At 31.2% G+C, this 25,694-nt stretch carries 24 protein-coding genes and 2 tRNA genes; 13 read left to right on the top strand and 13 right to left on the bottom strand.

The window, feature by feature from the left end; translation table 11 throughout:
* Positions 1 to 3: 3 nt before the first annotated feature.
* Entirely contained in the window at positions 4 to 609 is a 606-nt protein-coding gene (locus tag QU666_RS04015) for a regulatory protein RecX (protein ID WP_021770214.1), read from the bottom strand.
* The gene (gene recA / locus QU666_RS04010; RefSeq protein WP_021770213.1) at positions 599 to 1,720 is read right to left on the bottom strand and encodes a recombinase RecA; all 1,122 of its coding nucleotides are present in this window, start codon (positions 1,718 to 1,720) and stop codon (positions 599 to 601) included. Before recA ends, QU666_RS04015 begins: the two co-directional genes overlap by 11 nt.
* Positions 1,721 to 1,980: 260 nt before the next feature.
* Between recA and QU666_RS04005 the strand changes: the two genes are divergently transcribed.
* From QU666_RS04005 to QU666_RS03955, 11 genes are all read left to right on the top strand, one after another.
* Positions 1,981 to 4,446 carry a glycogen/starch/alpha-glucan phosphorylase gene (locus QU666_RS04005; protein WP_021770212.1) on the top strand — a complete coding sequence of 822 codons (2,466 nt, stop codon included), beginning with the start codon at positions 1,981 to 1,983 and terminating at the stop codon, positions 4,444 to 4,446.
* A 241-nt stretch (positions 4,447 to 4,687) separates the two neighbouring features.
* Complete coding sequence (locus QU666_RS04000; protein WP_021770211.1) at positions 4,688 to 5,863, top strand: chorismate mutase; 1,176 nt, start codon at positions 4,688 to 4,690, stop codon at positions 5,861 to 5,863.
* Positions 5,864 to 5,975: 112 nt separating this feature from the next.
* Complete coding sequence (locus tag QU666_RS03995) at positions 5,976 to 6,692, top strand: pseudouridine synthase (RefSeq protein WP_021770210.1); 717 nt, start codon at positions 5,976 to 5,978, stop codon at positions 6,690 to 6,692.
* Between the two features lie 21 nt (positions 6,693 to 6,713).
* Positions 6,714 to 7,529 (top strand): shikimate dehydrogenase, encoded by an 816-nt coding sequence (gene aroE, locus QU666_RS03990; RefSeq protein WP_021770209.1) that lies wholly within the window; start codon positions 6,714 to 6,716, stop codon positions 7,527 to 7,529.
* A gap of 28 nt (positions 7,530 to 7,557) precedes the next feature.
* Positions 7,558 to 8,373 carry a hypothetical protein gene (locus QU666_RS03985; RefSeq protein WP_021770208.1) on the top strand — a complete coding sequence of 272 codons (816 nt, stop codon included), beginning with the start codon at positions 7,558 to 7,560 and terminating at the stop codon, positions 8,371 to 8,373.
* A gap of 38 nt (positions 8,374 to 8,411) precedes the next feature.
* Positions 8,412 to 9,281: a hypothetical protein gene (locus tag QU666_RS03980; RefSeq protein ID WP_021770207.1), complete on the top strand. Its 870-nt coding sequence runs from the start codon at positions 8,412 to 8,414 to the stop codon at positions 9,279 to 9,281.
* Between the two features lie 23 nt (positions 9,282 to 9,304).
* The gene (locus tag QU666_RS03975) at positions 9,305 to 9,493 is read left to right on the top strand and encodes a DUF4250 domain-containing protein (protein ID WP_021770206.1); all 189 of its coding nucleotides are present in this window, start codon (positions 9,305 to 9,307) and stop codon (positions 9,491 to 9,493) included.
* 39 nt (positions 9,494 to 9,532) lie between these two features.
* A complete protein-coding gene (locus tag QU666_RS03970) occupies positions 9,533 to 10,027 on the top strand; it encodes a shikimate kinase (RefSeq protein WP_021770205.1) in 495 nt (164 codons plus the stop codon).
* 28 nt (positions 10,028 to 10,055) lie between these two features.
* Positions 10,056 to 10,496: a type II 3-dehydroquinate dehydratase gene (gene aroQ, locus QU666_RS03965; protein ID WP_021770204.1), complete on the top strand. Its 441-nt coding sequence runs from the start codon at positions 10,056 to 10,058 to the stop codon at positions 10,494 to 10,496.
* A 42-nt stretch (positions 10,497 to 10,538) separates the two neighbouring features.
* The gene (locus QU666_RS03960) at positions 10,539 to 10,973 is read left to right on the top strand and encodes a HutP family protein (protein WP_021770203.1); all 435 of its coding nucleotides are present in this window, start codon (positions 10,539 to 10,541) and stop codon (positions 10,971 to 10,973) included.
* Positions 10,974 to 11,024: 51 nt separating this feature from the next.
* Positions 11,025 to 11,702 (top strand): hypothetical protein, encoded by a 678-nt coding sequence (locus QU666_RS03955; RefSeq protein WP_021770202.1) that lies wholly within the window; start codon positions 11,025 to 11,027, stop codon positions 11,700 to 11,702.
* A gap of 185 nt (positions 11,703 to 11,887) precedes the next feature.
* On the opposite strand, the gene QU666_RS03950 is transcribed toward QU666_RS03955, so the two are convergent.
* From QU666_RS03950 to QU666_RS03920, 7 genes are all read right to left on the bottom strand, one after another.
* On the bottom strand, positions 11,888 to 13,669 hold the full coding sequence (locus QU666_RS03950; protein WP_021770201.1) for an oligopeptide ABC transporter substrate-binding protein: 1,782 nt from the start codon (positions 13,667 to 13,669) through the stop codon (positions 11,888 to 11,890).
* Positions 13,670 to 13,689: 20 nt separating this feature from the next.
* Positions 13,690 to 14,622, bottom strand: coding sequence for an ABC transporter permease (locus QU666_RS03945; RefSeq protein WP_021770200.1), 933 nt, complete (start codon positions 14,620 to 14,622; stop codon positions 13,690 to 13,692).
* A gap of 11 nt (positions 14,623 to 14,633) precedes the next feature.
* Complete coding sequence (gene opp4B / locus QU666_RS03940) at positions 14,634 to 15,596, bottom strand: oligopeptide ABC transporter permease (RefSeq protein ID WP_021770199.1); 963 nt, start codon at positions 15,594 to 15,596, stop codon at positions 14,634 to 14,636.
* A 3-nt stretch (positions 15,597 to 15,599) separates the two neighbouring features.
* Entirely contained in the window at positions 15,600 to 16,562 is a 963-nt protein-coding gene (locus QU666_RS03935) for an ATP-binding cassette domain-containing protein (RefSeq protein WP_021770198.1), read from the bottom strand.
* 478 nt (positions 16,563 to 17,040) lie between these two features.
* Positions 17,041 to 18,033, bottom strand: a complete 993-nt coding sequence (locus tag QU666_RS03930) for an ABC transporter ATP-binding protein (RefSeq protein ID WP_036071925.1) — start codon at positions 18,031 to 18,033, stop codon at positions 17,041 to 17,043.
* 186 nt (positions 18,034 to 18,219) lie between these two features.
* A tRNA-Leu gene (locus QU666_RS03925) sits at positions 18,220 to 18,304 on the bottom strand.
* A gap of 107 nt (positions 18,305 to 18,411) precedes the next feature.
* Positions 18,412 to 18,495: transfer RNA gene (locus tag QU666_RS03920), tRNA-Leu, on the bottom strand.
* 180 nt (positions 18,496 to 18,675) lie between these two features.
* Between QU666_RS03920 and pfkB the strand changes: the two genes are divergently transcribed.
* Together pfkB and QU666_RS03910 are read left to right on the top strand one after the other, a co-directional pair.
* Positions 18,676 to 19,593 carry a 1-phosphofructokinase gene (gene pfkB, locus QU666_RS03915; RefSeq protein WP_021770196.1) on the top strand — a complete coding sequence of 306 codons (918 nt, stop codon included), beginning with the start codon at positions 18,676 to 18,678 and terminating at the stop codon, positions 19,591 to 19,593.
* 138 nt (positions 19,594 to 19,731) lie between these two features.
* Positions 19,732 to 21,684, top strand: a complete 1,953-nt coding sequence (locus QU666_RS03910; RefSeq protein ID WP_021770195.1) for a fructose-specific PTS transporter subunit EIIC — start codon at positions 19,732 to 19,734, stop codon at positions 21,682 to 21,684.
* Positions 21,685 to 21,940: 256 nt separating this feature from the next.
* Here QU666_RS03910 and QU666_RS03905 read toward each other — a convergent pair whose 3' ends face one another.
* From QU666_RS03905 to QU666_RS03890, 4 genes are all read right to left on the bottom strand, one after another.
* The gene (locus QU666_RS03905; RefSeq protein ID WP_021770194.1) at positions 21,941 to 23,275 is read right to left on the bottom strand and encodes a hypothetical protein; all 1,335 of its coding nucleotides are present in this window, start codon (positions 23,273 to 23,275) and stop codon (positions 21,941 to 21,943) included.
* 201 nt (positions 23,276 to 23,476) lie between these two features.
* Entirely contained in the window at positions 23,477 to 23,836 is a 360-nt protein-coding gene (locus tag QU666_RS03900) for a YbaN family protein (protein ID WP_021770193.1), read from the bottom strand.
* Positions 23,837 to 23,866: 30 nt separating this feature from the next.
* Positions 23,867 to 24,382 carry a flavodoxin family protein gene (locus QU666_RS03895; RefSeq protein ID WP_021770192.1) on the bottom strand — a complete coding sequence of 172 codons (516 nt, stop codon included), beginning with the start codon at positions 24,380 to 24,382 and terminating at the stop codon, positions 23,867 to 23,869.
* Positions 24,327 to 25,691: a coproporphyrinogen-III oxidase family protein gene (locus tag QU666_RS03890; RefSeq protein WP_021770191.1), complete on the bottom strand. Its 1,365-nt coding sequence runs from the start codon at positions 25,689 to 25,691 to the stop codon at positions 24,327 to 24,329. Before QU666_RS03890 ends, QU666_RS03895 begins: the two co-directional genes overlap by 56 nt.
* Positions 25,692 to 25,694 lie beyond the last annotated feature (3 nt).

Here is a 25,694-nt window from a genome sequence, read left to right as displayed (position 1 = left end):
TTATTAGTAATTTTCCTTGTACTCTTTTAACTTTTTAAAAATTTTATCAAGAGAAAAACCTTGCCTTGCCAAATATTGTATAAGTTTCTGCTCTTCCTTCAGTTTCTTTTCATCCCGACTGTTGCTTGAATTGATTTTTCTACTATTTTTATCAATTAATTTTTTCAGTTTTACATCATCAATATTTTCTTCTTTTTCCTCATCCAAAGTCAAATACGCTTTTTCAACTGTACTTCTGTCAATTCCCTTTTGAAAAAGATTGTAAGAAATACGATTTTTTCCATAAGTTTTGCTTTCAATGTATGAAATCGCATAGTTTAGGTCATTCAGATACCCAAATTCCTCCAGCTTTTCTATTGCCTTTAAAACTGCGTTCTTATTCCAAAATTTTTCTTCCAGCTTTAACCGTACTTCCTTTTTTGTCCTGTCTTTTAATGAAATCAGAAAAATACCTTTTTCAAGAGAGGCTTCATACGAAATCTCATCATAAAACCTCTCAATACTGTCATTTACCTTCAAATCATATTTTTGACTAATAAGAGGACTTATATCCATAATTTCCTCAGTATCAAGATATATTTTATTACGATAAATTTTATTAATCTTCATTATTTTCCGCTTCTTCACTTTCAGCATTTTCAACTTCAACAGTTTCTACAATTTTTAATTGTTCTGTTTCCTGTTTTGGTCGAATAGCATCAAACACTTGCTTTTCAAGTCTTCCATATACTTCTTTGTTTTCCTTCAGCATATTTTCAACATTTACACGACCCTGTCCTAAACGTTCATCGCCATAACTGAACCATGCTCCACTTTTTGAAGCAATTCCAAGATTAATCGCTGCATCAAGTACTTCCCCAATTTTAGAAATTCCAGTTCCATACATAACATTAAATTTAGCTTCTTTAAATGGTGGTGCAACCTTATTTTTTGTAACTTTTACTACAACTTCACTTCCAATAACGTCATCTCCCTGTTTAACAGAACCTACTCTTTTTACTTCCATTCTTACAGTTGAAAAGAATTTTAATGCACGTCCTCCCGAAGTCGTTGTCTGTACTCCTGGAACAAATGAGAATCCACCAATTTTTTCTCTTATTTGGTTAATAAAAATCATAACTGTATCAGATTTTGAAATATTTCCTGTCAATTTTCTAAGTGCTTTTGACATAAGTCTTGCTTGAAGTCCCATTTGCTGATCTCCCATTTCTCCTTCAATCTCAGCTTTTGGAACAAGTGCTGCAACCGAATCCACAACAATTACATCCATTGCCCCACTTCTTACAAGCATATCTGATATTTCAAGCGCCTGTTCTCCAGTATCAGGTTGCGAAATTAACAATTCATCAATATTTACTCCGAGAGCCTTTGCATAAACTGGATCCAAAGCATGTTCCGCATCTATAAATGCTACAGTTCCTCCAGCTTTCTGAGCTTCCGCAATAATATGAAGTGCAAGTGTTGTTTTTCCAGATGACTCTGCTCCATAAATTTCAACAATTCTTCCTCTTGGTACTCCACCAATCCCAAGTGCTATATCCAAATTCAAACTTCCTGTAGAAATAGCCCTAATATTCATTTTTTGATTTTCACCAAGTTTCATTATAGCACCTTCACCATAATCCTTTTCAATTTGTTTCAGTGCCAAATTAAGCATTTTCTCTCTTTCGCTTAATCCTTTATCTTCTTTTTCTTTTTCTTCAGCTTTTTTTCTAGCCATTATACCCTCTCCTTATTTGTTATTATATTCCAAACAATATTATATCACAATTTGATTTCTTTTTATATATTTTATTTTATATCTTTCACAATTTATTGAAAAATACTTGAAGTTTTACGAATTTTTATAAAAAAAATAAGTATATTTTATTATATAAAATTAAAATAATGGTTAAATGATATTAATTTTATAAAAAAAGTATTGAAATAATACTAAAAAAGTGGTACAGTTGAGGTGAAAAAAAATATTTAGGAGGCAATATGAAAATTGATAAAGCTGAATTAAAGGGAAGTATTCTTAGGAAACTGAGAAGACAATATGGAAAAACCCTTGAGGAAGCCCATGAATTTGAATTATATTATGCAATTTCAAGGGCAGCTTTAGATTATGCGGTGGAAAAATGGTATAATACTAAAAAGACGTATGCTAAAAAACAGGTAAAACAAATATATTACTTCTCAGCAGAATTTCTAATGGGAAGATTTATGGGAAATAACCTGATTAATTTACAAATTAACGATATTATTAAGGAAACATTAAATGAATTAGGTATAGACATTAACAGAATTGAAGATCGTGAAATGGATGCAGGACTTGGAAACGGAGGACTTGGAAGGCTTGCCGCATGTTTTCTTGACTCACTTGCAACATTAAAATTACCAGGGCTTGGATATGGTCTTAGATATAAATATGGAATGTTCGAACAAAAAATTGAAAATGGATTCCAAATAGAATATCCAGATGACTGGACTAAATACGGAGACCCTTGGTCAATCAAAAGAATGGACAGAATTTTTGATGTAAAATTTGGTGGACAAATTGAAGTTCACCGTGATGAATTTGGAAAAGAATACTTTAAACGTGTAAATACTGAAACAGTTCACGCTGTAGCTTATGATGTACCAGTAATCGGTTATGGAAATGATACTGTAAACACATTAAGATTATGGGAAGCAAGATCACCTGAAGGATTTGACCTAAAATTATTCAACGATCAAACTTATTTACAAGCGTCTGCAAAAGCAGTTCAAGCTGAAGATATTTCAAGAGTATTATATCCAAATGATACTGAAAAAGATGGAAAACAATTAAGATTAAAACAACAATTCTTCTTTACGTCTGCTTCATTGCAAGATATTATTAGAAGATATAAATCTGTATTTGGAAACGATTTTTCTAAATTTGCAGACAAAGTTGCGATTCAGTTAAATGACACTCACCCAGTAGTTGCAATTCCTGAATTAATGAGAATTTTCTTGGATAAGGAAAAATTAGGATGGGATGAATCTTGGAATATTTGTAAAAATGTATTTGCTTACACAAACCATACAATTTTATCAGAAGCATTGGAAAAATGGGATATTTCACTATTCCAGCCATTATTGCCAAGAGCTTACCAAATTATTGAAGAAATTAACAGAAGATTTATCGCAGAATTGCAGCAAAAATATCCAGGAGATTGGGAAAGAATCAACAAAATGTCAATCATTGGAAATGGACAAGTTAGAATGGCATGGCTTGCAATCGTAGGATCGCACAAAGTAAACGGAGTTGCAGCACTGCATACAGAAATTCTTAAAAACAGTGAATTAAAAGAATGGAATGAATTATATCCTGAAAAATTCCTAAATAAAACAAATGGAATTACTCAAAGAAGATGGCTACTAAAAGCAAATCCTGAATTAGCAGCATTAATTACAGAGTTAATTGGAGACAAGTGGGTTACAGACTTATACGAACTTAAAAAATTGGAGCAATACTTAGATGATGACAACATATTAAACAGAGTTTCTGAAATCAAATTGCATAATAAAGAAAAATTGGCTAAATATATAAAAGATACTACAGGAATTGAAGTAAATCCTCATTCTATCTTTGATATTCAAGTTAAAAGACTGCACGAGTATAAAAGACAGCTGTTAAATGTACTTCATATTATGGACTTGTACAACAGATTAAAAGAAAATCCATATTTGGATGTTGAACCAAGAACATTTATTTTTGGAGCAAAATCAGCTGCTGGATATAGACGAGCAAAAGGAATTATCAAATTAATCAATGCCGTTGCAGAAAAAGTGAATAATGACAGCGACATTAATGGGAAAATCAAAGTTGTATTCCTTGAAAACTATAGAGTTTCACTTGCAGAAAAAATATTCCCATCAGCAGATGTATCAGAACAAATTTCTACAGCAAGTAAGGAAGCATCTGGAACTGGTAATATGAAATTTATGCTAAACGGTGCATTAACTCTTGGAACAATGGATGGAGCAAATGTTGAAATCGTTGAAGAAGTTGGACTTGATAATGCCTTTATCTTTGGACTTTCTGCACAGGAAGTTGAAAATTATCAAGCACATGGAGGGTATAATCCATTTGACGAATATAACAGCGTAGAAGGACTTAAAAAAGTTGTGGATCAGTTAGGTGATGGAACTTATGACGATAACCATACAGGAATCTTCAGAGAATTACAAAATTCATTATTATACGGAGTAGATGGTTCTCGTCCGGATGTATATTTCCTATTAAAAGATTTCGCATCATATAGAGAAGCACAAGATAGGCTTCAAAATGCCTTCAAAGATAAAAGAGAATGGACTAGAAAAGCTCTTAAAAATATTGCAAATGCAGGTAAATTCAGTTCAGACAGAACAATTGCCGAATATGCAAAAGAAATTTGGAATATTGAGCCAGTTGAAATTCAAGATTATATAGAAGATTAATCTAAAAAATAAAATATGATTTAATAAAAAAGGAGTTATTTTTAATTAATTTTAGAAATGCCCCTTTTTTTATTTTCCTTGATTTTTCGAGTTTATTCTAGTATAATTTATACTAAGGTAGAAAAATATTTATTTATTGCTATAATAAATAATTTAATTTCAAATATACTCTAAAGAAAAATTAAAAAAGCTGTGTTATAATAAAAATAAATTATTTTTATAGAAGAAAAAGGTATTATGAATGGATATAAATAAAAATTTGGATTTAGGAGAAATTCGAGAAAGAATAGACAAACTGGATAGACAGCTTGTAGAATTACTTGAGGAAAGGCTGTATATTGTACAGGAAGTGGCACAATTTAAAAAAAATACTGGAAAGAAAATTTTTGATGAGGAAAGGGAAAAGGAAGTTGTTAAAAAGAATCTGGAAAGAGTTAAAAATAAAGAGCTAAATCATTATATTGAACGTATTTTAAAAGATATTATGAATTCCAGCAAAGAGTACCAAAAGTTTAAAATTGGGATTTCTACTAAATATGTGAATGATTTGGAATTGGAAAATAAAAAACTGGGATATACTGGAGTACCAGGTTCTTATGCTTACGAAGTGCTTATGAACTTGCTCAAAAATAACAAAAATTCAAATTTTTCCAATATTGAAGAAAATAAAAATATCTTTCATTTTGATTCACATAAGGATTTAGTAGAAGCTGTGCATACTAATCAAATTGATCTTGCAATATTGCCGATAGAAAATTCTATCGTTGGAGAAGTGCGGGACAGCATTGACTTGATAAATACAAAAAATATCCACATAATCGGAGAAGTCAGACATAAGATTTCACACAACTTGCTTGGTGTAAAAGGAAGCAAAATCGAAGATATAAAGAATGTTTATTCTCACGAACAGGCTTTTATGCAATGTTCAGAATTTTTGTCAAAATACGAATGGCATCTTAATCGAATGACAAATACTGCAATTAGCGGAAAATATATTGCGTCAAAAAAACAAAAGGAAAACGCTTGTATAGCAAATATGAAAACAAAAGAAATGTACGATTTAGAACTATTGAAACAAAATATCAATAACGAAGAGGAAAATTATACAAGATTTTTTGTGATTTCAAATGAGAGCATTGTAATTGACGGAAGCGATAAAATTAGTATTGTAACGAGTGCAAAGAATGAATCAGGGGCCTTAATAGAGTTACTGCAGATATTTTATAAATATGGGCTGAATATGGTAAATCTAAAATCACGTCCGAGGGTGAATAAACCTTGGGAATATTATTTTTATATTGATTTTGAAGGTAATATGGCTGACGAGAATGTAAAAATGGCACTTGAGGAAATGAGAGAAAAATCAAATTACTTACAAATTTTGGGAAATTACAAATTATATAATTTGAAAATATAAAAAAACGCGATAAATTAAGATTAAACGCAAAAGTTGTATTATTTGTTTCAAAATATGTGTTTATTTACATTTTGAGGTAATAAGATTAATTTTGAAGGAGTCTGAGTGCGAAATGAGATTGGATAAATTTTTGGCAAATTCAGGAATTGGAACAAGGAAAGAAGTCAAGGAAATACTGAAAAATAAGAAAATAAGTGTTAATGATGCTTTTGTAAAAGATGGAAAAATTCAGATTGATGAAGAAAAAGATATTGTAAAATATGAAGATAACATTATTTATTACAAGCCATTTGTCTACATTATGATGAATAAGCCCGCTGGAGTGATTTCCGCAACGGAAGACAATCATCACAGAACTGTTATTGACTTGTTAAACGATGAGTACAGAACTTATGATATTTTTCCAGTTGGACGGCTGGATATTGATACAGAAGGTCTGCTCTTACTTACAAATGATGGAATTTTGTCGCATAATTTACTTTCTCCAAAAAAGCATGTAGATAAAAAATATTATGTAAAAATTGCCAATCCTCTTACTGAAGAGGACATAAAAACGCTTGAAAATGGAATAAAATTAGAAGAAAATTTTATAACCAAAAACGCAAAAGTCGAAATAATTTGTAATAATAGTGAAAACAATGAATATTTGGCATATATAACAATTTCTGAAGGGAAGTTTCATCAGGTAAAGAGAATGTTTAAAGCTGTTAATAATGAAGTTCTTTATTTGAAACGGATGAAAATGGGAAATCTTTTGCTAGATGAAAATTTAAAATTGGGGGAATATCGGGAATTAACAGCAGAAGAATTGGATAGTTTGAAAGTTTAATTATGTGGAAAAGAGGAAAATATGGAAAAATATGGATTATTAGGAGAAAAATTGGGACATAGTTATTCAAAAGAAATTCATGAAATCTTTTTTGAGCTGACTGGAAAAAAAGCTAGCTATAAAATGATTGAAAGGGAGATTGATGAAATTGAAGAATTACTGGAAAGTGTGAGAAATGGGGAATTTAATGGGATTAATGTTACAATTCCGTATAAACTGGAAGTTATTAAATATTTGGATGAAGTATCAGAAACTGCTAAGAAGATTGGTGCAGTGAATACAATTACATTAAGGGATGGGAAACTGATTGGAGATAATTCTGATTACTTTGGATTTTTGAAAACGCTGGAATTAAATGACATTGATGTGAATGGTAAAAAAGTGCTTGTGCTTGGAACTGGAGGAGCTTCAAAAGCTATTTACGCTGGATTAATTGACAGTGGTGCAGAAAATGTTTATCTTGCTACAATTATTGAAAATGACCCATTTAAAACTAGAACACAGGATAGATTAATTCATTATTCAACAATTTCATCATTACGGGATATTGAATTAATTGTAAACTGTACTCCGGTCGGAATGTATCCAGCAGTTGACAATTGTCCTATTGGGAAAAAAGATTTCATTAATGCGAATGCAGTGGTAGACATTGTCTATAACCCAGAAGAAACTGTACTTATGAGAAAGTACAAGTTAAAGGGCATAAAAGTTGCAAATGGACTTACGATGCTTATTTCACAAGCAATAAAGTCTGAAGAAATTTGGCATAATGAAGAATATGGATCAGAAATTTTAAAAGAAATTCATAAAAAATTATCAAAAAAATTATATAAATAAAAGAGAGTTTAGAAGAAAGGAAAATTTGATGTTTAAAAAAATAATATTGGGAATATTAGTTCTTGCAAGTATTAGTTTTGCACGAACAAATAAGGAAATTATTGATGCAGGAAATGAAAGACAGAAAGTGATTTTTGATAAAAATTTTAATTCCTCCAAAGATAAGACGGCTGTTGCAAATTCAACTTATACAGAAGTAATGACAAATTTATATAATGAAAACCGTGCATATTTTGACAAGGAGTTTGCAAGACTTTCGGGAAATCGACGTTCTAACTTTAGAACAATGTATGCATATTATAGCGATTATGTTTTGGAATATCGAAAATTTTTACAAAATGCATTTGGAGCCTTTTTGGCTGATACAGGAGAATTTCAGTCGTATGCGTACACTAATAATTACTTACTTTTGGAAACATTTAACTTAAATATGAATACTTATCTTGAAGCTGAAAAAGATCCAAAAACTGTAGATGAGAATATAAACGCAATTTATGATTACTTATACAGTACAGGGGATAAAATTGATAAAGAAGAGTACAAAAAAATGCTATCTAGTAAAATGCAAACAATTGTAGATGAAGAATACGATAAACTGGAAAGACTACTGGATGTAAGAGGAACTGAAGGAAAAGAAATGAAAAAGGCTGCAGCTGCTTCAAAATCAAGCCTAAAAAAACTTAGAAAATTGTATAATAACTATGACAAATGGTTTGATGATTATATTAACACTTCTTCATTGTCGTATGGCAATAAGGAAAAATTGAAAAAAATAGTAAAATTTGAAAATATATCAAATATTAAATTTATAATTCAATCAATTGAAAAAAAAGAAGAAAAATAAATTAATAAATAAAAAGTTAAAAATCGGAAGGAGCCAAAATGAGTGAAAAAAACTTTAACAACAATGAAGATGTTAAAAATGTAAGTGAGGAAAAAGATGAGAAAGTTTATACTTTAGAAAATCCAATAGAGGAAGAAAACAAAATCTTGAAGGATCGAAAATACATAAACTTAGCTGATAAAACTAAACATCTTGACTTATCTGTTTATAATGAACTTGACGATTTTGCTGCGGAAGTGCTAAATTCAGATAATTTTTTGAAATACGTAGAAGCTAGAAGAGAATATTTATTCGAGCCTGAAGAAACTGTAAAAAAATATTTTGGTGAAGAATTTCTGAGTGATGAAAACAGTGAAAATAAAATTGCTACTTTTTCAGACTTTTATTACCAATATTTAATAAAATATTCTGACAGCTATTTTTACAAATTTATGGCAAAAGGCTATACTGAAGGATTTAGAAACTTACTTATAAAAAAAGGCATAAATCCTGATGATTTAAATATAAATTGGGAAAGTATCCGTTCAAAAGAGCTGGAATATGATGAATCTCTTGTTGATATTTTGTACTCAATTGTAAATTATGAGCTAGAACACCGTGGACATATCATCTTTGGAATAAATATGGGTTATGAGTCAACATTGTATTTCATCGTTCCTGAAAAAGCATTTTTCAGAATAGACAATGAACCACAATTATTTACAATTTTTGATATTGGATTTTTGGAAACAATTTATAATGAAGTTTACGAAGTTGTTGGAAATCTCGGTACAGAAAATGTAAGAATTGGAGATTTTTTGGAAAAACGTGGAAATGAATATTATACTTTATTTTCAGATACAAGTAAAAATGTTATAATTGAAAATATTGATGAAAATGACGAATCGAAAGTGAAAATAATTTTGTAAAATTATAAAAATTAGGAGAAAAAATGATAAATTTTGAGACACAAGATATAATGCTGCTTTATAGCCTTATAAATATGAAATTACGAGATGAATTTTTAGATTTGAATGATTTGATAAATTATTACGGCGTTGATAAAGATTGGCTTCTAAACAAATTTAGTGAAGCTGGTTATGAGTATGTAGAAAGCGAAAATCAGTTTAAAAGAATGTAATTTTGAAAACAAAAAACATAAAGAAAAGGTAAATAATTTATGAAAAATATTGTATTAATTGGAATGCCTGCCTGTGGAAAAAGTACGATTGGATATTGGCTATCCAAAAAAATTGGTTATCCACTTTTGGATACAGATAAATATTTGGAAGAAAAGGAAAATCGTATTATTTCAGATATTTTCTCAAATGAGGGGGAAGAATATTTTCGAAATCTTGAAACTAAATATTTGAAGGAATTATCGGAAAAAGAAGGTCTTATAATTTCAACAGGCGGTGGAGCTGTTAAAAAGAAAGAAAATATTGATATTTTGAAAAAAAATGGAATTGTAATATTTCTAAATAGGGAAATTAATGATATTTCTAAAGAAAACCATAAACATCGCCCTCTTTTACAAGATATTAATAATATTCAGAAATTATACGATGAAAGAATAGACTTGTATAAAAAATATTCGGATATTATTATAAAAAATAATGATGATATGAGTATAATTGTTGATAGAATAATTACTGCTTTAAAAGGGAAACTTTAAAATAAAAAATAAGGATGGCAAATAAAAAATGAAAAAAATAATGATTATAAATGGTCCTAACTTAAACTTTTTGGGAATTAGAGAAAAGGATATTTATGGAAATGATGATTATGAAAGTATTTGCAGCTATATAAAAGATAAATTTTCTGATAAAAAAGTAAGAATAGATATTTTGCAATCAAATTCTGAAGGAAAAATTATTGATTTTTTACAGTCAGCATATTTCAGAAACTTTGATGGAATTGTAATAAATCCTGGAGCTTATACTCATTACAGCTATGCAATTTTTGATGCAATAAAATCAATATTAATTCCAACTGTAGAAGTACATTTAAGTAATATTCACGAAAGAGAAGCTTTTAGAAAAACTTCAGTTACAGCACCTGCTTGTATTGCCCAGATTTATGGTAAAGGTAAGGAAGGATATGTAGAAGCTGTGGAATTGCTAATAAATGAAAAAACTAAATGATTAATTTAAATAAAAAAATATATCTTTAAGGAGATTCCAAAAATGGAAGAAAATAATAAAAGTGTAGAAATATGCAGAACAGCATTAAAAATGGCGATTTCTTCAAGAGATGAAGAAAAAAAATTAATGCAAGACTACAGAAAAATTGGGATAAAAACTGCTGCTGTAAATGTTGGTGGTGCAATGCCTCAGTCTCGTTTTAAATTTATTGAAAGTGCATTAATAGCAGCAAAACGAAATAATCTGATTCAGGATGTGCATGCTCACGATGGTGCAGTAATTGGTGCAATGCGAGAGGCAATGAGTCAAATTGAAGCGATTATAAATGGGCTTAGTGTTGGTGGGAAAATTGGGCTGGCAAGAGAAGGGGAACATTTGGCTGTAGCAATATTTTTGAGTGTGGGAATATTACAGTTTAATGAAGTTATAACTTCTGTTGCTCATCGTTCTGTTTCAATACTAGACAATGAAAAATAAAATTTATAAAATAAAAATACAGTTAAACATAAATAAACAAGGAAATTAGAAATGGGAAAATTAATAATTATTGAAGGTACAGATGGAAGTGGAAAACAAACACAAACAGAATTACTATGCAAGAAATTAAAAGAAATAAAAGGTGAAAATAATGTAAAAAAAATATCCTTTCCAAATTATGAAAGCAGGTCCTCTGAACCAGTAAAAATGTATCTTGCAGGTGAATTTGGAAAAACAGCTGAAAGTGTGAATGCTTACGCGGCTTCCGTACTTTATTCAGTTGATAGATTCGCTTCGTTTAAGACAGAATGGGAAGAATTTTACAATAATGGTGGAATTGTAATTAGTGACAGATACACTATTTCAAATATGATTCATCAAATTCCGAAAATTCTAGAAAAATCTGAACGTGAAAAATATTTGGATTGGTTAATAGATTTGGAATGGAGTAAAATTCAAATACCAAAACCAGATATTGTATTTTTTCTAGACATTCCTTTTGAATTTAGTCAAAAACTTATGAAAGATAGAGAAAATAAAATAACTGGTGAAAAAGAGAAAGATATTCATGAAAAGGACAAAAATTATTTGAAAAATGCATACGAAGTTGCTAAAGATTTATCAGAAAAATACAGCTGGAATGTAATTTCATGTGTTAATAAAGACAATTTGAGAACAATAGAAGATATAAATGATGAAATGTTGAAAATAGTATTGAAAAATATATAATCTTCATTTTGTTTTAACCTATCTCTAAACCACAATAAAACCATCTCAAAATCAAACCAAATTTTAAATTTTTATATTATATTTTAAAGTAAGGGCACAGTTATTATCATGCCCTTACATTTTTTATTATTTATTTTATTTTTATTTATAAAAGAAAATAAAGTTATATAAAATCCTGTAAAAAACTATCTCATTGGAGTAATAGCCGTTAATTCCCACTTATGAATCCCTTCATCTTTTTTTGACGAATCATATCCAATGTAAACATTTTTTAGCCTTTTATTTACTGGATAAAGTTTGTATCTATACATCAACGGAACTTCTGCCGCTTGTCCAATATAGTATTTTTGCCAGTTTTTGTATGCTTCTACTTTATAATTTGGAACTGTTAATGATCTTTCTCCTAAAATTGCATCTATTAATCTGTCATTTTCCTCCGATACAAAACGAGAAAGGTTAAGCTGGGATTTTCTTCCTGCTGATCCAGTTGGATCTAGACTTGTTCCAACTCCCCAAGCTCCAAAGAATACATCTATATCTTTAGAATCTCCCTGCACTTTTTCGTAAAAATTCTGAAAAGCTAGCAATCTTCCCGATGTAAGAACTGCTTTTATCCCTATTTTTTTCCAGCTTTGAATGTAGTTTTGAGCAAGCGGTTCTGCTACATCGCCTCCTGCCATAAATGCCATCTTTATTTCAAAAGGCTTTCCATTTTTATCTTCACGGATTCCATCTCCATTTACATCCTTGTATCCCGCTTCATCCAGCAGCTGTTTTGCTTTTTCAGGATTATACGGATAACCTTTCAAGTCCTTTGGAAAATATTTTTTGAAAACGGGAGGTATTGCTGAAGTTGCTTCCTGCCTTAATCCAAAATAAAATGCCTGTGCTATTTCCTCAACATTTATCGCATACACAAGAGCTTGACGTAATCTTAAATCCGACATCTTGGCATTTGGATCTGTCACATTTTCTCCTTTTGCTTTGTCATAATGCCCCAGCTTAAAGGCCAAATACGAATAATACAAATCCTGCTGTCCTAATGTTTCTATATTTTTAAAATCCTTGTAGTTATTGTAAAGAGAATCAGGCATGCTAATTACAAAATCATATTTCCCAGCTTTTAATGCCGCCACTATAGATTGTGAATTTACTACTTGCACTATTGCCTTTTCAATTTTTGGTTTTCCTTTGTAATAATAAGGATTTGCTGTAAATTCTAGACTTTCTCCACGTGAAACTTTTGTTAAATTATATGGTCCCAATGTTACTGGTTTCATTCTAATTTTATCCGATGAAATCAATTCTTTTATTGGAATTCCTTTCAAATAGTGTTTTGGTAGTGCATTTCCAACCAGTCCGTTTGCAACTGTATAAATACTTTGTCCCAGCTGCAAAAATGAAATTTCCACTGTTTTATCATCTATTTTTTTTATACCTGAAATATTTGGGGCTTTCCCATTGTGATATTCCTTCATTCCAACAATCTTTTGACTTTCTTCAGTATATCGAACTCCTGTATAATCTTTATGTCCTACAATTTCATAGGGAAAAATAATGTCATCAGCAGTCAGAGGCTGTCCATCAGACCACTTCACACCATCTTTTATTTTTATTGTAGCTTTTTTATTTTTTGCATCAACTGTAAGAGTAGTCACTCCTGTATCTGTTATTTCAAAATTTTCATCCACTTCAAATATACCCGAGCTTAAAAACATTGAGATAATCTCACCATCGTAACCATCAGAATAAAATGTTTCATTAAAAACTCCAACCAACGGATCATCCTTTACTAACGCCACTTGTAAAGTCCCACCTTCTATCGCAGGCTCATTATTTGAGGTTTTTTCTGGAAACAATGATAAATTCAGTTTTGCACCTGGCATTTCGCTTCTCTTTTTACCTGGATTACACGAAACTACAAATATTAATACAAGAAACGTGATTATTAATTTCCATTTTTTCATACTGTTCTCCTTTTTTAGTTTTATCCTCTTCTCTGTTTTGCGTCAGCCGCTCTGTTTAAAGCCTGTCCGACATAATTAATACATAGCATCATAATTAAAATCAATATTGACGCTGGAAGCCAAATCCATAATTTTGTTGACAATACTTCTGGATCTGCTGCATAACCAACCAAAGTCCCAAGGCTCGGAGTAGAAAGCGGTAATCCAAAGCCAAGAAAACTAAGTCCTGTTTCAATTCCAATATTTCCAGCAAATCCTAATGTCAATTCCACAATTATAATTGAACTCAAGTTAGGCAGTATTTCCCTGAAAATTATCGTAAAATCCTTTGTTCCCATAGTCTTTGAAGCCAAAATATAATCTTTCTGACTTTCTGCAAGCGCCTTACTTCTAATCAGCCTTGCAGACCCAACCCAGTAAAACGCACTCATTATCAGCACAAAAGTCGCTATCGTGTATTTTGGAACAATAGTAACAAACACAATAATTATCATAAGTGTAGGCAAAATTGTAATAAAATCGATAATTCTCATAATTACATTATCCACCCATTTTCCATAATATCCTGCAATAAGTCCAAAAAATATCCCAATTCCCGATGTTAAAATCGTTATTGTAAAACCAATAATAATCGAGTTTCTAGCACCTAGTATCAACTGCCCCAATATTGAACGCCCTCCAGAGTCAGAGCCTAGCCAAAATCCCTCTTTCATAGGAATGGCATATTTATCTAAAAGGCTTATTTTCATAATTTCCTCTTGATTTGCAAAAAGCGATCCAATAAAAATTATTCCAAAAAGAATTACAAGAATAATAAGTGAAGCAAGTGCCAATTTATCTTTTAAAATCTCTCTTACAATAACACTAATTCCAGTCGGCTTGCTGCTTTTCTTAATTTCATCAAAATTTTCTGCTTTTTCATTATTTTTCTTTAAAATTTCATTATTAGACATTTTTTCACCACCTACTCTATTCTAATTCTAGGATCAACAATGCTAAGAATAATATCTGAAAGCAAACTTCCAAGCAATGTTAAAAATCCAAACAGCAGTATTAATGCTGTTACAACGCTGTAATCTCGTGTTATAATTGAATTTACAAACAGTCCTCCCATTCCAGGATAACTGAATATTTTTTCAATAAAAATCGAACCTCCCAGAAGCCCTGTTATCGAATAACCAAAAAACGCCGCAATTGGTAAAATCGAATTTCTAAAAATGTGTCTTGAATAAACTTTATTTTCAGGTACTCCTTTACTTTTCGCCGTTTTCACATAATCCAGATTCTTAGCGTCAATTACTTCATTTCTCAAATACTGCACAATCCAAGTTGTTCCCAGCAATGCATACGTAATTGCAGGCAATATAATGTGATAAATCCTGTCCAAAATATGCCCAAAAGTGCCCGTACTAAGTCCAGCTGTCACCGATCCAGTTGTTGGAAACCATCCAAGCGTATATCCAAAAAACCAAATCATTATAAGCGAAAGCACAAAAGTCGGAATCGCATAGCTTACATAATTATAAAATGTGACAAATTTATCAAGAAATGAGTTCTGATAACGTCCAGCAAGCATTCCAAGCGGTATTGCAATACAATATGTCAAAATAAGGCTAAGCAGCGACAAAATAAACGTGTTTACTGCCCGTTCTCCAATAAGCGTCTTTACAGGGACATTATAAGTGTAGCTCATTCCCAAATTTCCAGAAACGGCATTTTTTAGCCATCTCACATACTGAACATGCCAAGGATCCAGCAATCCTGCCTTTCTTCGCAATTCTTCAAGTACCGCAGGATCAGTCTGTGGCGTAATCAGTCCTGTAAACGGATCTCCCGGCATAAGTTTTGCCAAAATGAAGATTAATAGGCTAAGTATAAATAGTTGCGGTATCATAACCAAAATTCTTCGTAAAACTGTTTTCCACATTGATTATTTCCCCCCTTTTCCGTTATTTTGCATTATTTCATCTTTAATAGCGACAAAATGGGTATCTGTTAAATTTTTTAAATCAAAGACACGCCCATTTTCATCATAATATTTTTTTTCATTTTTCAAATATTCCTTTTCAATTTCTAATCGTCTTTTCTTATTTTCCAGCCTTTTTTCAGGATGTACTTCTGGAATTGCAGCAATTAGGCGTTTTGTGTAAAAATGTTCAGGATTTTTATAAATATCATTTTTTGTCCCAGTTTCCACAAATCTTCCACGATACATTATAAACATATAATCGCACATATGCTTTACAACTCCCAAATCGTGAGAAATAAAAAGATAACTAAGCCCAAACTGCTCCTGAATATCCTTCATATAATTCAAAACTTGTGCCTGAACCGATAAATCAAGTGCCGATACAGGCTCATCTGCAATAATCAATTTAGGCTTTGTAGCAACAGCCCGTGCAATTCCCAGCCTCTGTCTCTGTCCACCAGAAAATTCATGTGGATATTTATAAATATCTTCTCTATTAATCCCTACAATTTCCAGCAGTTCGGACACCTTCCTCTTTTCCTCATCTAAAGTCAAATCCTCAAAATTTCTCAAAGGCTCAGAAATCAAGTCAAGCACTCTCTTCTTAGGATTTAAACTAGATAATGAATCTTGAAAAATCATCTGCACATTTCTATTATATTCACTTCTTCTATTCCGAAACTTCCTATCAATTTCCTTACCTTCATAAATAATCTTTCCGCTTTTGATCTTCTCCAGCCCAATTATCGCTTTCCCAATCGTAGACTTTCCAGACCCCGACTCCCCCACAAGTCCATAAGTCTTCCCTTCTTCAATAGTCAAACTGACACCATCCACAGCATACACATGGTCAATTACCTTATTGAAAAAGCCCCCACGAATAGGATAATGAACCTTCAAGTCTTTCACTTCAATAAAACTCATATTTTTGTTTATTCCTTCCTTCCAAAATATTCAATAACTCAAATTCTAAATTAAAACTATAATTTCTCATTTTGATTTTAATTTATTTTAATTAATAATTATTTTATCTATAATTTTTATTTTTATAAAGCAAGGGAAATCAATCACCATTTCCCTTTATTTCATAATAATAGTTATTTTAGCATAGTTTCTATTTTCTAATGGGATTTAGTATTAAATTACTTTGTTTAATAATAGTTCTTACTATTTTTAATATGTTTTTTTCTTTTTTCGCAGGATTGCTCATTGCCGCAAATCCTGAACCTATGGCTAGACTACGACTTTTATTTGCCCAACTCCGAAACTCCTCCTTATAGTCGTCAAACAGTCGTAGTTGAACAAATAAAAGCTCCGTCGATTTATTATTTGTTGAAAAATTTTATACTAAATTTACTATTTAAGAGATGAAAATATAAATTAATCTTTCCAATAGATTGATTTATTTTTCAAAATGAAAATTTTTCCAGCAAGTACATCTCACAAAATGCTCTTTTTCCACTTCATGCAATGTTGGATTTTTTTCGTGTTCACTTTCCTTTATCCAAGGAATTCTTTGAGAAAAACGACAGCCTGTTCTTTCTAATTTGGTTAGCGACGGAACAATTCCTTGAATTACGTGTAATTTTTCTGTTTCTGTGTCAAGTTGCGGGATTGAATTTAGCAGAGATCTTGTGTAGGGATGTTTTGGATTATTGAACAAATCATTTACGTTTGCGATTTCTACAATTTCTCCAGCATACATTACTGCCACTCTGTCTGCCATTTCAGCAACAACGCCCAAATCATGTGTAATCAGGATAATCCCAGCGTTTATTTCACTTTGCAAAGTTTTTAGTAAATCCAATATTTGTGCCTGTATTGTAACGTCCAATGCTGTTGTCGGCTCATCAGCTATAATAATTTCAGGCTTACATGAAAGTGCTATTGCAATCATTACTCTTTGACGCATTCCTCCAGATAATTCGTGCGGAAATTGTCTTGCTACACGTTTTGGATTTTTTATTCCTACATTCTCTAGTAATTCCAGCATTCTGGCTTCTCTTTCAGTTTTAGACAATTTTGTATGATAAATCATTCCTTCTTCAATTTGCTCTCCTATTCTCATAAGTGGATTTAAAGCCGATAGAGGATCTTGAAATATCATGCCAATTTTATTTCCTCTAATTTTATTGTATTCTTCTTCATCAATTTCTACCAAATTTTCCCCTTCAAAATTGATTTCCCCTGTCAATTTCGTATTAATCGGATTATGCAGTCCAATAATTGAAGTTGCAAGCGTACTTTTTCCACATCCTGACTCCCCCACTATCGCAAGTATCTCATTTCTTCTAAGTTCCAGCGAAACATTATCCACAGCGGGAAAATATTCATCTTTTATCCGAAAACTTGTAACAAGATTATTAATTTTTATTAATGTTTCAGTTTGCTCCATACTTTTCTCCTTATGTAAAATTTTAATTAAAAAATTTATGTTTTTATAATATTGATAACATTGTAGCACAGATTTAAACATTTTACCTTATAATTTCCAAAAAATTCACATAATAATTTTTACGATCATAAAAAATAAAACCACAGCTAACTGTAATAACTGTGATTTTTTTAATATATTTATTAGTGGTGCGAGTGACGGGAGTCGAACCCGTACGGCTACTGCCACTACCCTCTGAAAATAGCATGTCTACCAATTTCATCACACTCGCAGTATTTCTATTTTATAATTAACTTAATAAAAAATTATTGAAAAAAATATCAACCTTTAGAAGTGCTGATATTACTGAACTAACCCACTATTTTGTGTGGGGTTTTATGGTGCGAATGATGGGACTTGAACCCATACGGCTACTGCCACTACCCCCTCAAGATAGCGTGTCTACCATTCCACCACACTCGCATAATTTTATTTCATCTTATAGATAAAAAATTAATTTACTTTTTCAACAACCAAATTTATTATACATAGAAATTTCTAAATTGTCAATCAGAAAAAATAGACAATTAATTAATTTGACATTTTAAGTCTCAAATGATATAAATAAATGGGAAATAATGTTTAATTTTAAGGAGGAAAATTATGATTTACACATTAACACTGAATCCAGCGTTGGATTATGACATGTATCTGAAAGATGATTTACAGCCTGAACATCTGAATCTTGCCCATGAAGTTAATTACAGAGCTGGTGGAAAAGGAATTAATGTTTCAAAAGTATTGAAAAATCTGGATGTGGAATCTACAGCAATCGGCTTTGTGGCTGGATTTGTTGGAGATTTTATTATTAGAGATTTGCAAAAAGATAACATTAAATCTGAATTTGTGGAACTTGAAGGAAATACTAGAATTAATGTAAAAGTTAATGGAAACGACAAGGAAACCGAACTTACAGGAGTTTCACCAGAAATTACATCTCAAAAATTGCAGGAACTGACTAGCAAAATTTCTGATTTGAAAGATGGAGATATTCTTGTACTTTCAGGAAGCATCCCTGCTTCAGTTAGTAGCAAAATTTACAAAGAATTATCTGAAAATGTGAAAGCCAATGTGGAAATTGTTCTTGACACAAGAGGAAACTTACTGCAGGACAATATTCACAACAACCTTTTTGTAAAACCAAACATTCACGAACTAAGGGAAATGTTTAACGAAAAATTGGAAACAAAAGCTGAAATTGTGGAAAAATGTAAATTCTTTTTGGACAAAGGTGTAAAAAATGTTATTCTTTCCAGAGGTGGCGAAGGTGCATTGCTTGTAAACAAAGACTTTGTACTGGAAGCATCAGTTCCAAAAGGGCAGCTAATTAATTCAATCGGAGCGGGAGACTCTATGGTTGCAGGATTTATTGCTGGATTTGTAAAAGGGCTTTCTCCAGAAGATTCATTTAGGCTGGCAGTCGCTTCGGGAAGTGCAACAGCTTATTCCTATGGACTTGCAGAAAAAGATTTAGTAAATAAATTATACAGCGAAATTGAAATTACAAAAGAAACTTTCTAAAATAAACTTAAATCAATAAAAATCAAATTTCAATTTGAGTAAAATAATGATGATTTTTGAATCGAATTTTAAAGTGGTTTTATTATGTTAAATACAAAAATAAATTAAAAAAATAAAATTAATAAGGATGGTATAAATATGAAAATATCAGATTTACTGATTAAAGATAGAATAAATCTGGATGTAAAATCTACAAATAAAGTAGACATTATAAAGGAACTTGCAACATTGCATCAAAAAACAGGTGTCTTAAATGACTATGACGGCTATGTCAAGGCATTGATGACAAGAGAAGAACAAAGTTCAACTGGAATTGGGGAAGGAATTGCAATTCCACATGCGAAAACAGAATTTGTAAAAGAACCTGCACTTGCTATGGGTAGAAAACCTGAAGGAATTGACTACGACTCATTAGACGGAGAACCTGCGACACTGTTCTTTATGATTGCAGCTCCAGACGGTGCAAATAACACTCATATCGAAACACTCGCAAGATTATCACAATTATTATTAGATGATGATTTTAAAGCGGCACTAGAAAATGTAGAAACTGCTGACGAAGTATTGAATATTATTAACAAGGCTGAAGCAGAAAAATTTGCAGAAGAAGAAAAAAAAGAAACAGCACCTGCACAGACTTCATCAGATGAAAATGCTCCTTACATAATCGCAGCAACAGCCTGCCCAACTGGAATTGCCCACACTTATATGGCGGCAGAAGCGCTTAAAAAAGCAGCTGATGAAATGGGAGTAAACATAAAAGTTGAAACAAACGGTGCTGATGGAAGAAAAAATGTCTTAACTGATGAAGATATAAAAAAAGCAACTGGTGTAATTTTAGCAATTAACAGAAATATTGAAGTTAACAGATTTGACGGTAAACCATTAATTCAAGTGGAGGCAAAGGAAGGTATTAACAACGCAAAAGCATTAATTCAGCAAGTTTTAGATGGAAAAGCCCCTATTTTCAATGCAAGCGGTTCTTCTACAGCTTCTTCTGAAACATCTTCATCTGAGAAAAAAGGACTTTACAAACACTTATTAAGCGGAGTTTCTTATATGCTTCCATTAGTAATAAGTGGAGGTATCTTGATTGCGTTGGCATTTTTGGTTGATACCTTGGCAGGAAAAGGAAATGCAGAAAGTCTTGCTAAATCTGTAAATACTGATGACCCTAGACAGATTTACGGTTCAATTACAACATTAGCATACATACTGAAAGTTCAAATTGGAGGCGTTGCATTTGATTTATTTATACCTGTTCTAGGAGGATATATAGCATACAGCATAAGTGAAAGAGCAGGGCTTACAGCAGGATTAGTTGCAGGAGCAATGGCAAAAGCTGGAGGTTCAGGTTTCTTAGGAGCGTTAGCTGGAGGTTTCTTAGCTGGTTATGTAGTTAAATTTTTAGTAAAAGCATTAGCAAACTTGCCAAAATCATTAAATGGATTAAAAATGATCTTGTTTTATCCTGTTTTATCTGTTTTAATGACAGGTTTAGGTATGGTTTTAGTATTAAATCCGATAGTTTCAATAATAAATACAGGATTAAATAACTGGCTTACTTCAATGAGTGGAGCAAGTGCAGCATTGCTAGGATTGATTTTAGGTGGAATGATGGCAATAGATATGGGAGGGCCTGTAAATAAAGCAGCTTATGTATTTGGTGTAGGTTCTCTGGCAGCAACATTGTCTTCTGGCGGAAGTATTCCAATGGCGGCAGTTATGGCTGGAGGAATGGTGCCACCTATCGCAATTGCATTAGCATCGACATTATTTAAAAATAAATTTACTGAGCAGGAAAGAGAAGCTGGACTGTCAAATTATGTAATGGGATTATCATTTATTACAGAAGGTGCAATTCCTTATGCGGCGGCAGATCCGAAAACAATTATTCCAGCAAGTGTTGTAGGTTCAGCAATTGCAGGAGGATTAACAGGTTTATTCAACATAAAAATACCCGCTCCACATGGTGGAATTTTAGTAATGGTATTAAGCAATAACTTCTTATTGTACTTAGTAGCAGTTATTATTGGAAGTATCGTTTCAGCTCTTATATTAGGAGCATTAAAGCCTGTTATAAAAGACTAGAATTTAATTTATAGCAAATAAATAACAAAAAACCGTCTTATTTGATTAATTCATTTAAAACGGTTTTTCTATTTTAAGTAATAATAATTTTAAAAATAATCTTAATACCAAATCCTACAACCTATGGCTAGTCTACGACATTTTTCTGCACTGCCAAAAAACTCGCTATGCTCAAACAGTTTTGCCAGCACAGAAAAATGCTCCGACGGATTAGTTTATAGTATACTCTGTTTAAAAAGTAAAAATTATATTTTAATTATTTGAAAATATTAGATTTTCTTTTTTTCTCATTTTCAAATAACATTTTTTTTGTATTCGTATTTTCTTCTTCATAATTTATTTCCATAACTTCCTTAATTTCATTTCCAAAATAAATCATTTTTGCTTTATTTAATATTACTTTTGTCAGTTCAAAAATATTATTTTGTGTCAAAATCTTCTCTGCCATCTCAAAACTTTCCAGATTGTTTAAATGTGAATCAAATGCCATTTCAATCATTGCTAGTGCATATCCTAAATCTGCAGAGCTTTTTAAATATTTAAAATAGTTGTTATGTAAATTGGTTTCTGCTTCAGAAAATTTTTGACTTTGTAATTTTGAAAGTTTATAGAAAGATTTATAATTCTCATTTTTTGCAGATATTTCGTACCATTTTATCGCATCGTAAAGATTGTTTTCGTGTTCACTGTACTTTCCAAGCTGATAAGACGCTTCTGATCGTATTTCTCTCAAAAAATTACTTTTAAAAATTTTTTTTAGTTTTTCATATTTATCAAATTCTGCAAATTTTCCATAATATTTAGCCAGTTCTACATTTCCATATTCACTATATTCAATTGATTTTTTATAAAATTTTTCTGCTTTTTCTATTTCCCCCAATTTCTCAAGATTTTTAGCGTTTTCCACAAACTTTATATATTCCCTGCTCTTTTCATCCCCAAGCATACATGCAACATTGTATAAAATTTCTTTTGTTAAATACAAAATCTGGCTTTCATTCAGCAGTTTATTCTGAATTTCCTTTATTTTTTCAGCATCATTTCTCCAAAGATAATATTTGGCAAATTCATATAGATTTTTAGCACTCTCGCCGTATTGCAGCAAATAATAAAAATATCCATCTATTGCCCAGAAATTTTGTTCTCTTATCGCAAAATAAAATAGCTTCATAACAGACTCTTCAGAAAAATTAAAACTGGTAACATACCAGTTTCTAGCCAAATTCACATTCCCGCTCTCTTCTTCCAGCCGCCCTAAATAATATCCAGACTTCACAATCCCGTTTTCAAACGCAATATACAAATTGCTCTCTGCCTTGCTCAAATCCCCTTCACAGAAGTAATAATACTTCCCAAGCTCATAATATCCCATCCGATGAAGCCCCTTCATCTCTTCCAGAATATTTTTTGCTTTCTCAAATTCTCCCCTTTTTATAAAATCATTTACTTTCTTAATATTCTGATTGTACTCAAAAACATTCTTTTTTTCATCTACCACACTTTTTGTCTTTCTTTCCAATTCCTCCAAAGTCCGAATATTCACAAAAATATTTCCAAGTCTTTGATTTATCCCCTTTAAATAATTTTTCATTTCTTTATTTTCCTCATTTTTTATTTACTAATTTTTTTGTTATTATATCATATTTTAAAAAAATTTATTCATTAAATATTCAAGTAAATAGTCTTTATTTGCAAGTTTTATTTTAAGTTTTTTTAGTTAATAATTTTTATTTCTTAAATTTTACTTTTTTAGGTTATTTTAAGCAATGAAAACAAAAGCTTTTTCCTTTCTTTAAAATTTTGTTTTTATTTTAAAAATAAAATAGTAATATTTAAAAACTTCCAGCAAAACAAATGTACCTCTTACATAAGGATTATTAAATTTAATTATTGGAAATAGCATCATTCCGCTTGAAAAAAGTAATATTCCTATTTTGGCCTTTAAACTCATACTTCTGTTTTTTTGAAAGTCTTCCAGATGATTTTTATACAGCTTTATTGATTTGAACCATCTGTCAAATCGTCTGGAACCCTTTGCAAAGCAGAAACTAGCTAATAATAAAAATGGTGTCGTCGGCAATCCTGGTAGAAAAGCTCCTATAAATCCCAATGCTACTGCAAGTAATCCTGCGATTACATAAATTATTTTCACAATTTATCCCCCTTATTTTTATTCTTAATTTTACAATCCTTCAAATATTTTCTTAGCATTTTCAATATCCTTTTCGTCTGGATGTTTTGCCGCTTCTGCCCATCTGGCTTCTCTTTCTGGAGTAACTGCAAAAGGCCCAGCTATCCCCTGTTTTGTCATTTCTCGAAATTTATTTATTAAATTGGGATCAATCGCCCCTTGACATACAAATATTTTTTCTACAATGTTTCCATTTTTTTTCAGCAATTCTCTAACCTTTTGTACGCATTTTTTGGCTCTGTCTGTTTCTGGATTTCCACCCATTGTTAGAAAAAGTCTAAGTTTTTTATTTTTTAAATTAGTCAAAAACTCTTTGGATTTTTCATCAATCTCCCCTTTGTCAATCCAGCCACCAATAATAATTTTCTCAAATTCATTCATATTTACAGTGTTTATTTCGTTTACATCCACTATTTTTTTATCTGTATCCTTTAAGGCTGAAAAAATGGCATCAGCTATTTTTCTTGTGTTTCCTGTTGATGTGGAAAAGACTACTAGACTTGACATCCTTTGCACCTCCTAAACATTTTTTTAATATTGTTGCACTTATGTTGTTTCCCCAGAAAATTCCTTCTGGCATGAGTTCTGTGTGAGTTTCATGAATTTTCAAGTATCCTTTTTTTTCAAAATTTTCAAAAATCTTATAAATTTCATCAAACATTTCATCGGAAACATATCCTTTTAATTTGTCAAAATAAACTTTCGGATACTGTAAAAGTCCACTTATTCGTTTCATCTTCAGTTCATTTTCATCTGAAGAAATTGCATAAAATGCCTTGTCCTGACTCAATCTAAAAATTTCAAAATTATCAATTTTCCCGCCTGCACCTACTCCAATCGGCAGAATATCCTTCCCTTGATGTGTATTTCTTATATATCTATACTCATCTCTTCCTTTTCTGATAATTTTTGTATGCTCCATCACTTCATATTCTCCGTTTTCAAGCATACTTTTGAGAAAAGCGTCATGCAGTTCAAAATCCTTTTTCAGTTCATAATTGAGCTCCAGCGTGTTATTTCGTATATCCTTAGACATTTGAGAGCCTTCGTAAATCATAAGCGAATAAAAACTTGTGCTGTCAATTTTGAGCTCCTTCACGATTCTCGCATCTTCCAGCACTTCCTCAACTGTTTCATCAGGATAATTATAAATTATATCAGTACAAACCATTCCACTAAAACTCTCTTTAAGATCTCTCAATCTTTTTACTGTTTCCTCCTTTGAAAAAGTCCTGTTTAGAATCTTCCTTCCTCTGTCAGAAAAAGTTTGAATTCCAACACTTAGCCGATTTACTCCACCTTTTTCTAGAACTTTTATTTTTTGGGGATTTAAGTTGTGCAATGTTGTTTCAAATGTAAATTCACAGTCATCTGTTAACGTAAAGTTATCATTTATAGCCTTTAAAATTCGTTCCAGCTGATGTTCCTTATAAATAGTCGGTGTTCCACCACCAAAGAAAATTACATTTATTTTTTTGCTTTTCATATAAGGTGTTTTTCCGTATTTTTCAAATTCTGAAACAAGAAAATTTGTGTAATCTTCCAAATCATTATCAATCTGCTTTCGGTTCAAGTTGCAAAATGAACAGATTTTATCGCAGTATGGAGTATGGACATAAATTGTTCCAAGTTCATTTTCCGCAGGTTTCTGCATTCTTTCCAGCAGTTCTGCTTCTGTTCCAAATTTCTTATTTTTCCTGAAATAATCCGATACAATTCCCGCCGAATCATTATGTGACTTAAATCTTTTTGGGAAAATTCCCTGTTCCTCCAAATTTGGCTCTGAAATTTTACCTTTTTGCATTTCCTTAGGCATTTC

The sequence above is a fragment of the Leptotrichia sp. HMT-225 genome (assembly GCF_030644325.1).
In the GTDB taxonomy this organism is placed as follows: Bacteria; Fusobacteriota; Fusobacteriia; order Fusobacteriales; family Leptotrichiaceae; genus Leptotrichia; species Leptotrichia massiliensis.
The sequence above is the reverse complement of the archived record's forward strand: the minus strand, read 5'-3'. Positions and strand labels throughout refer to the sequence as shown.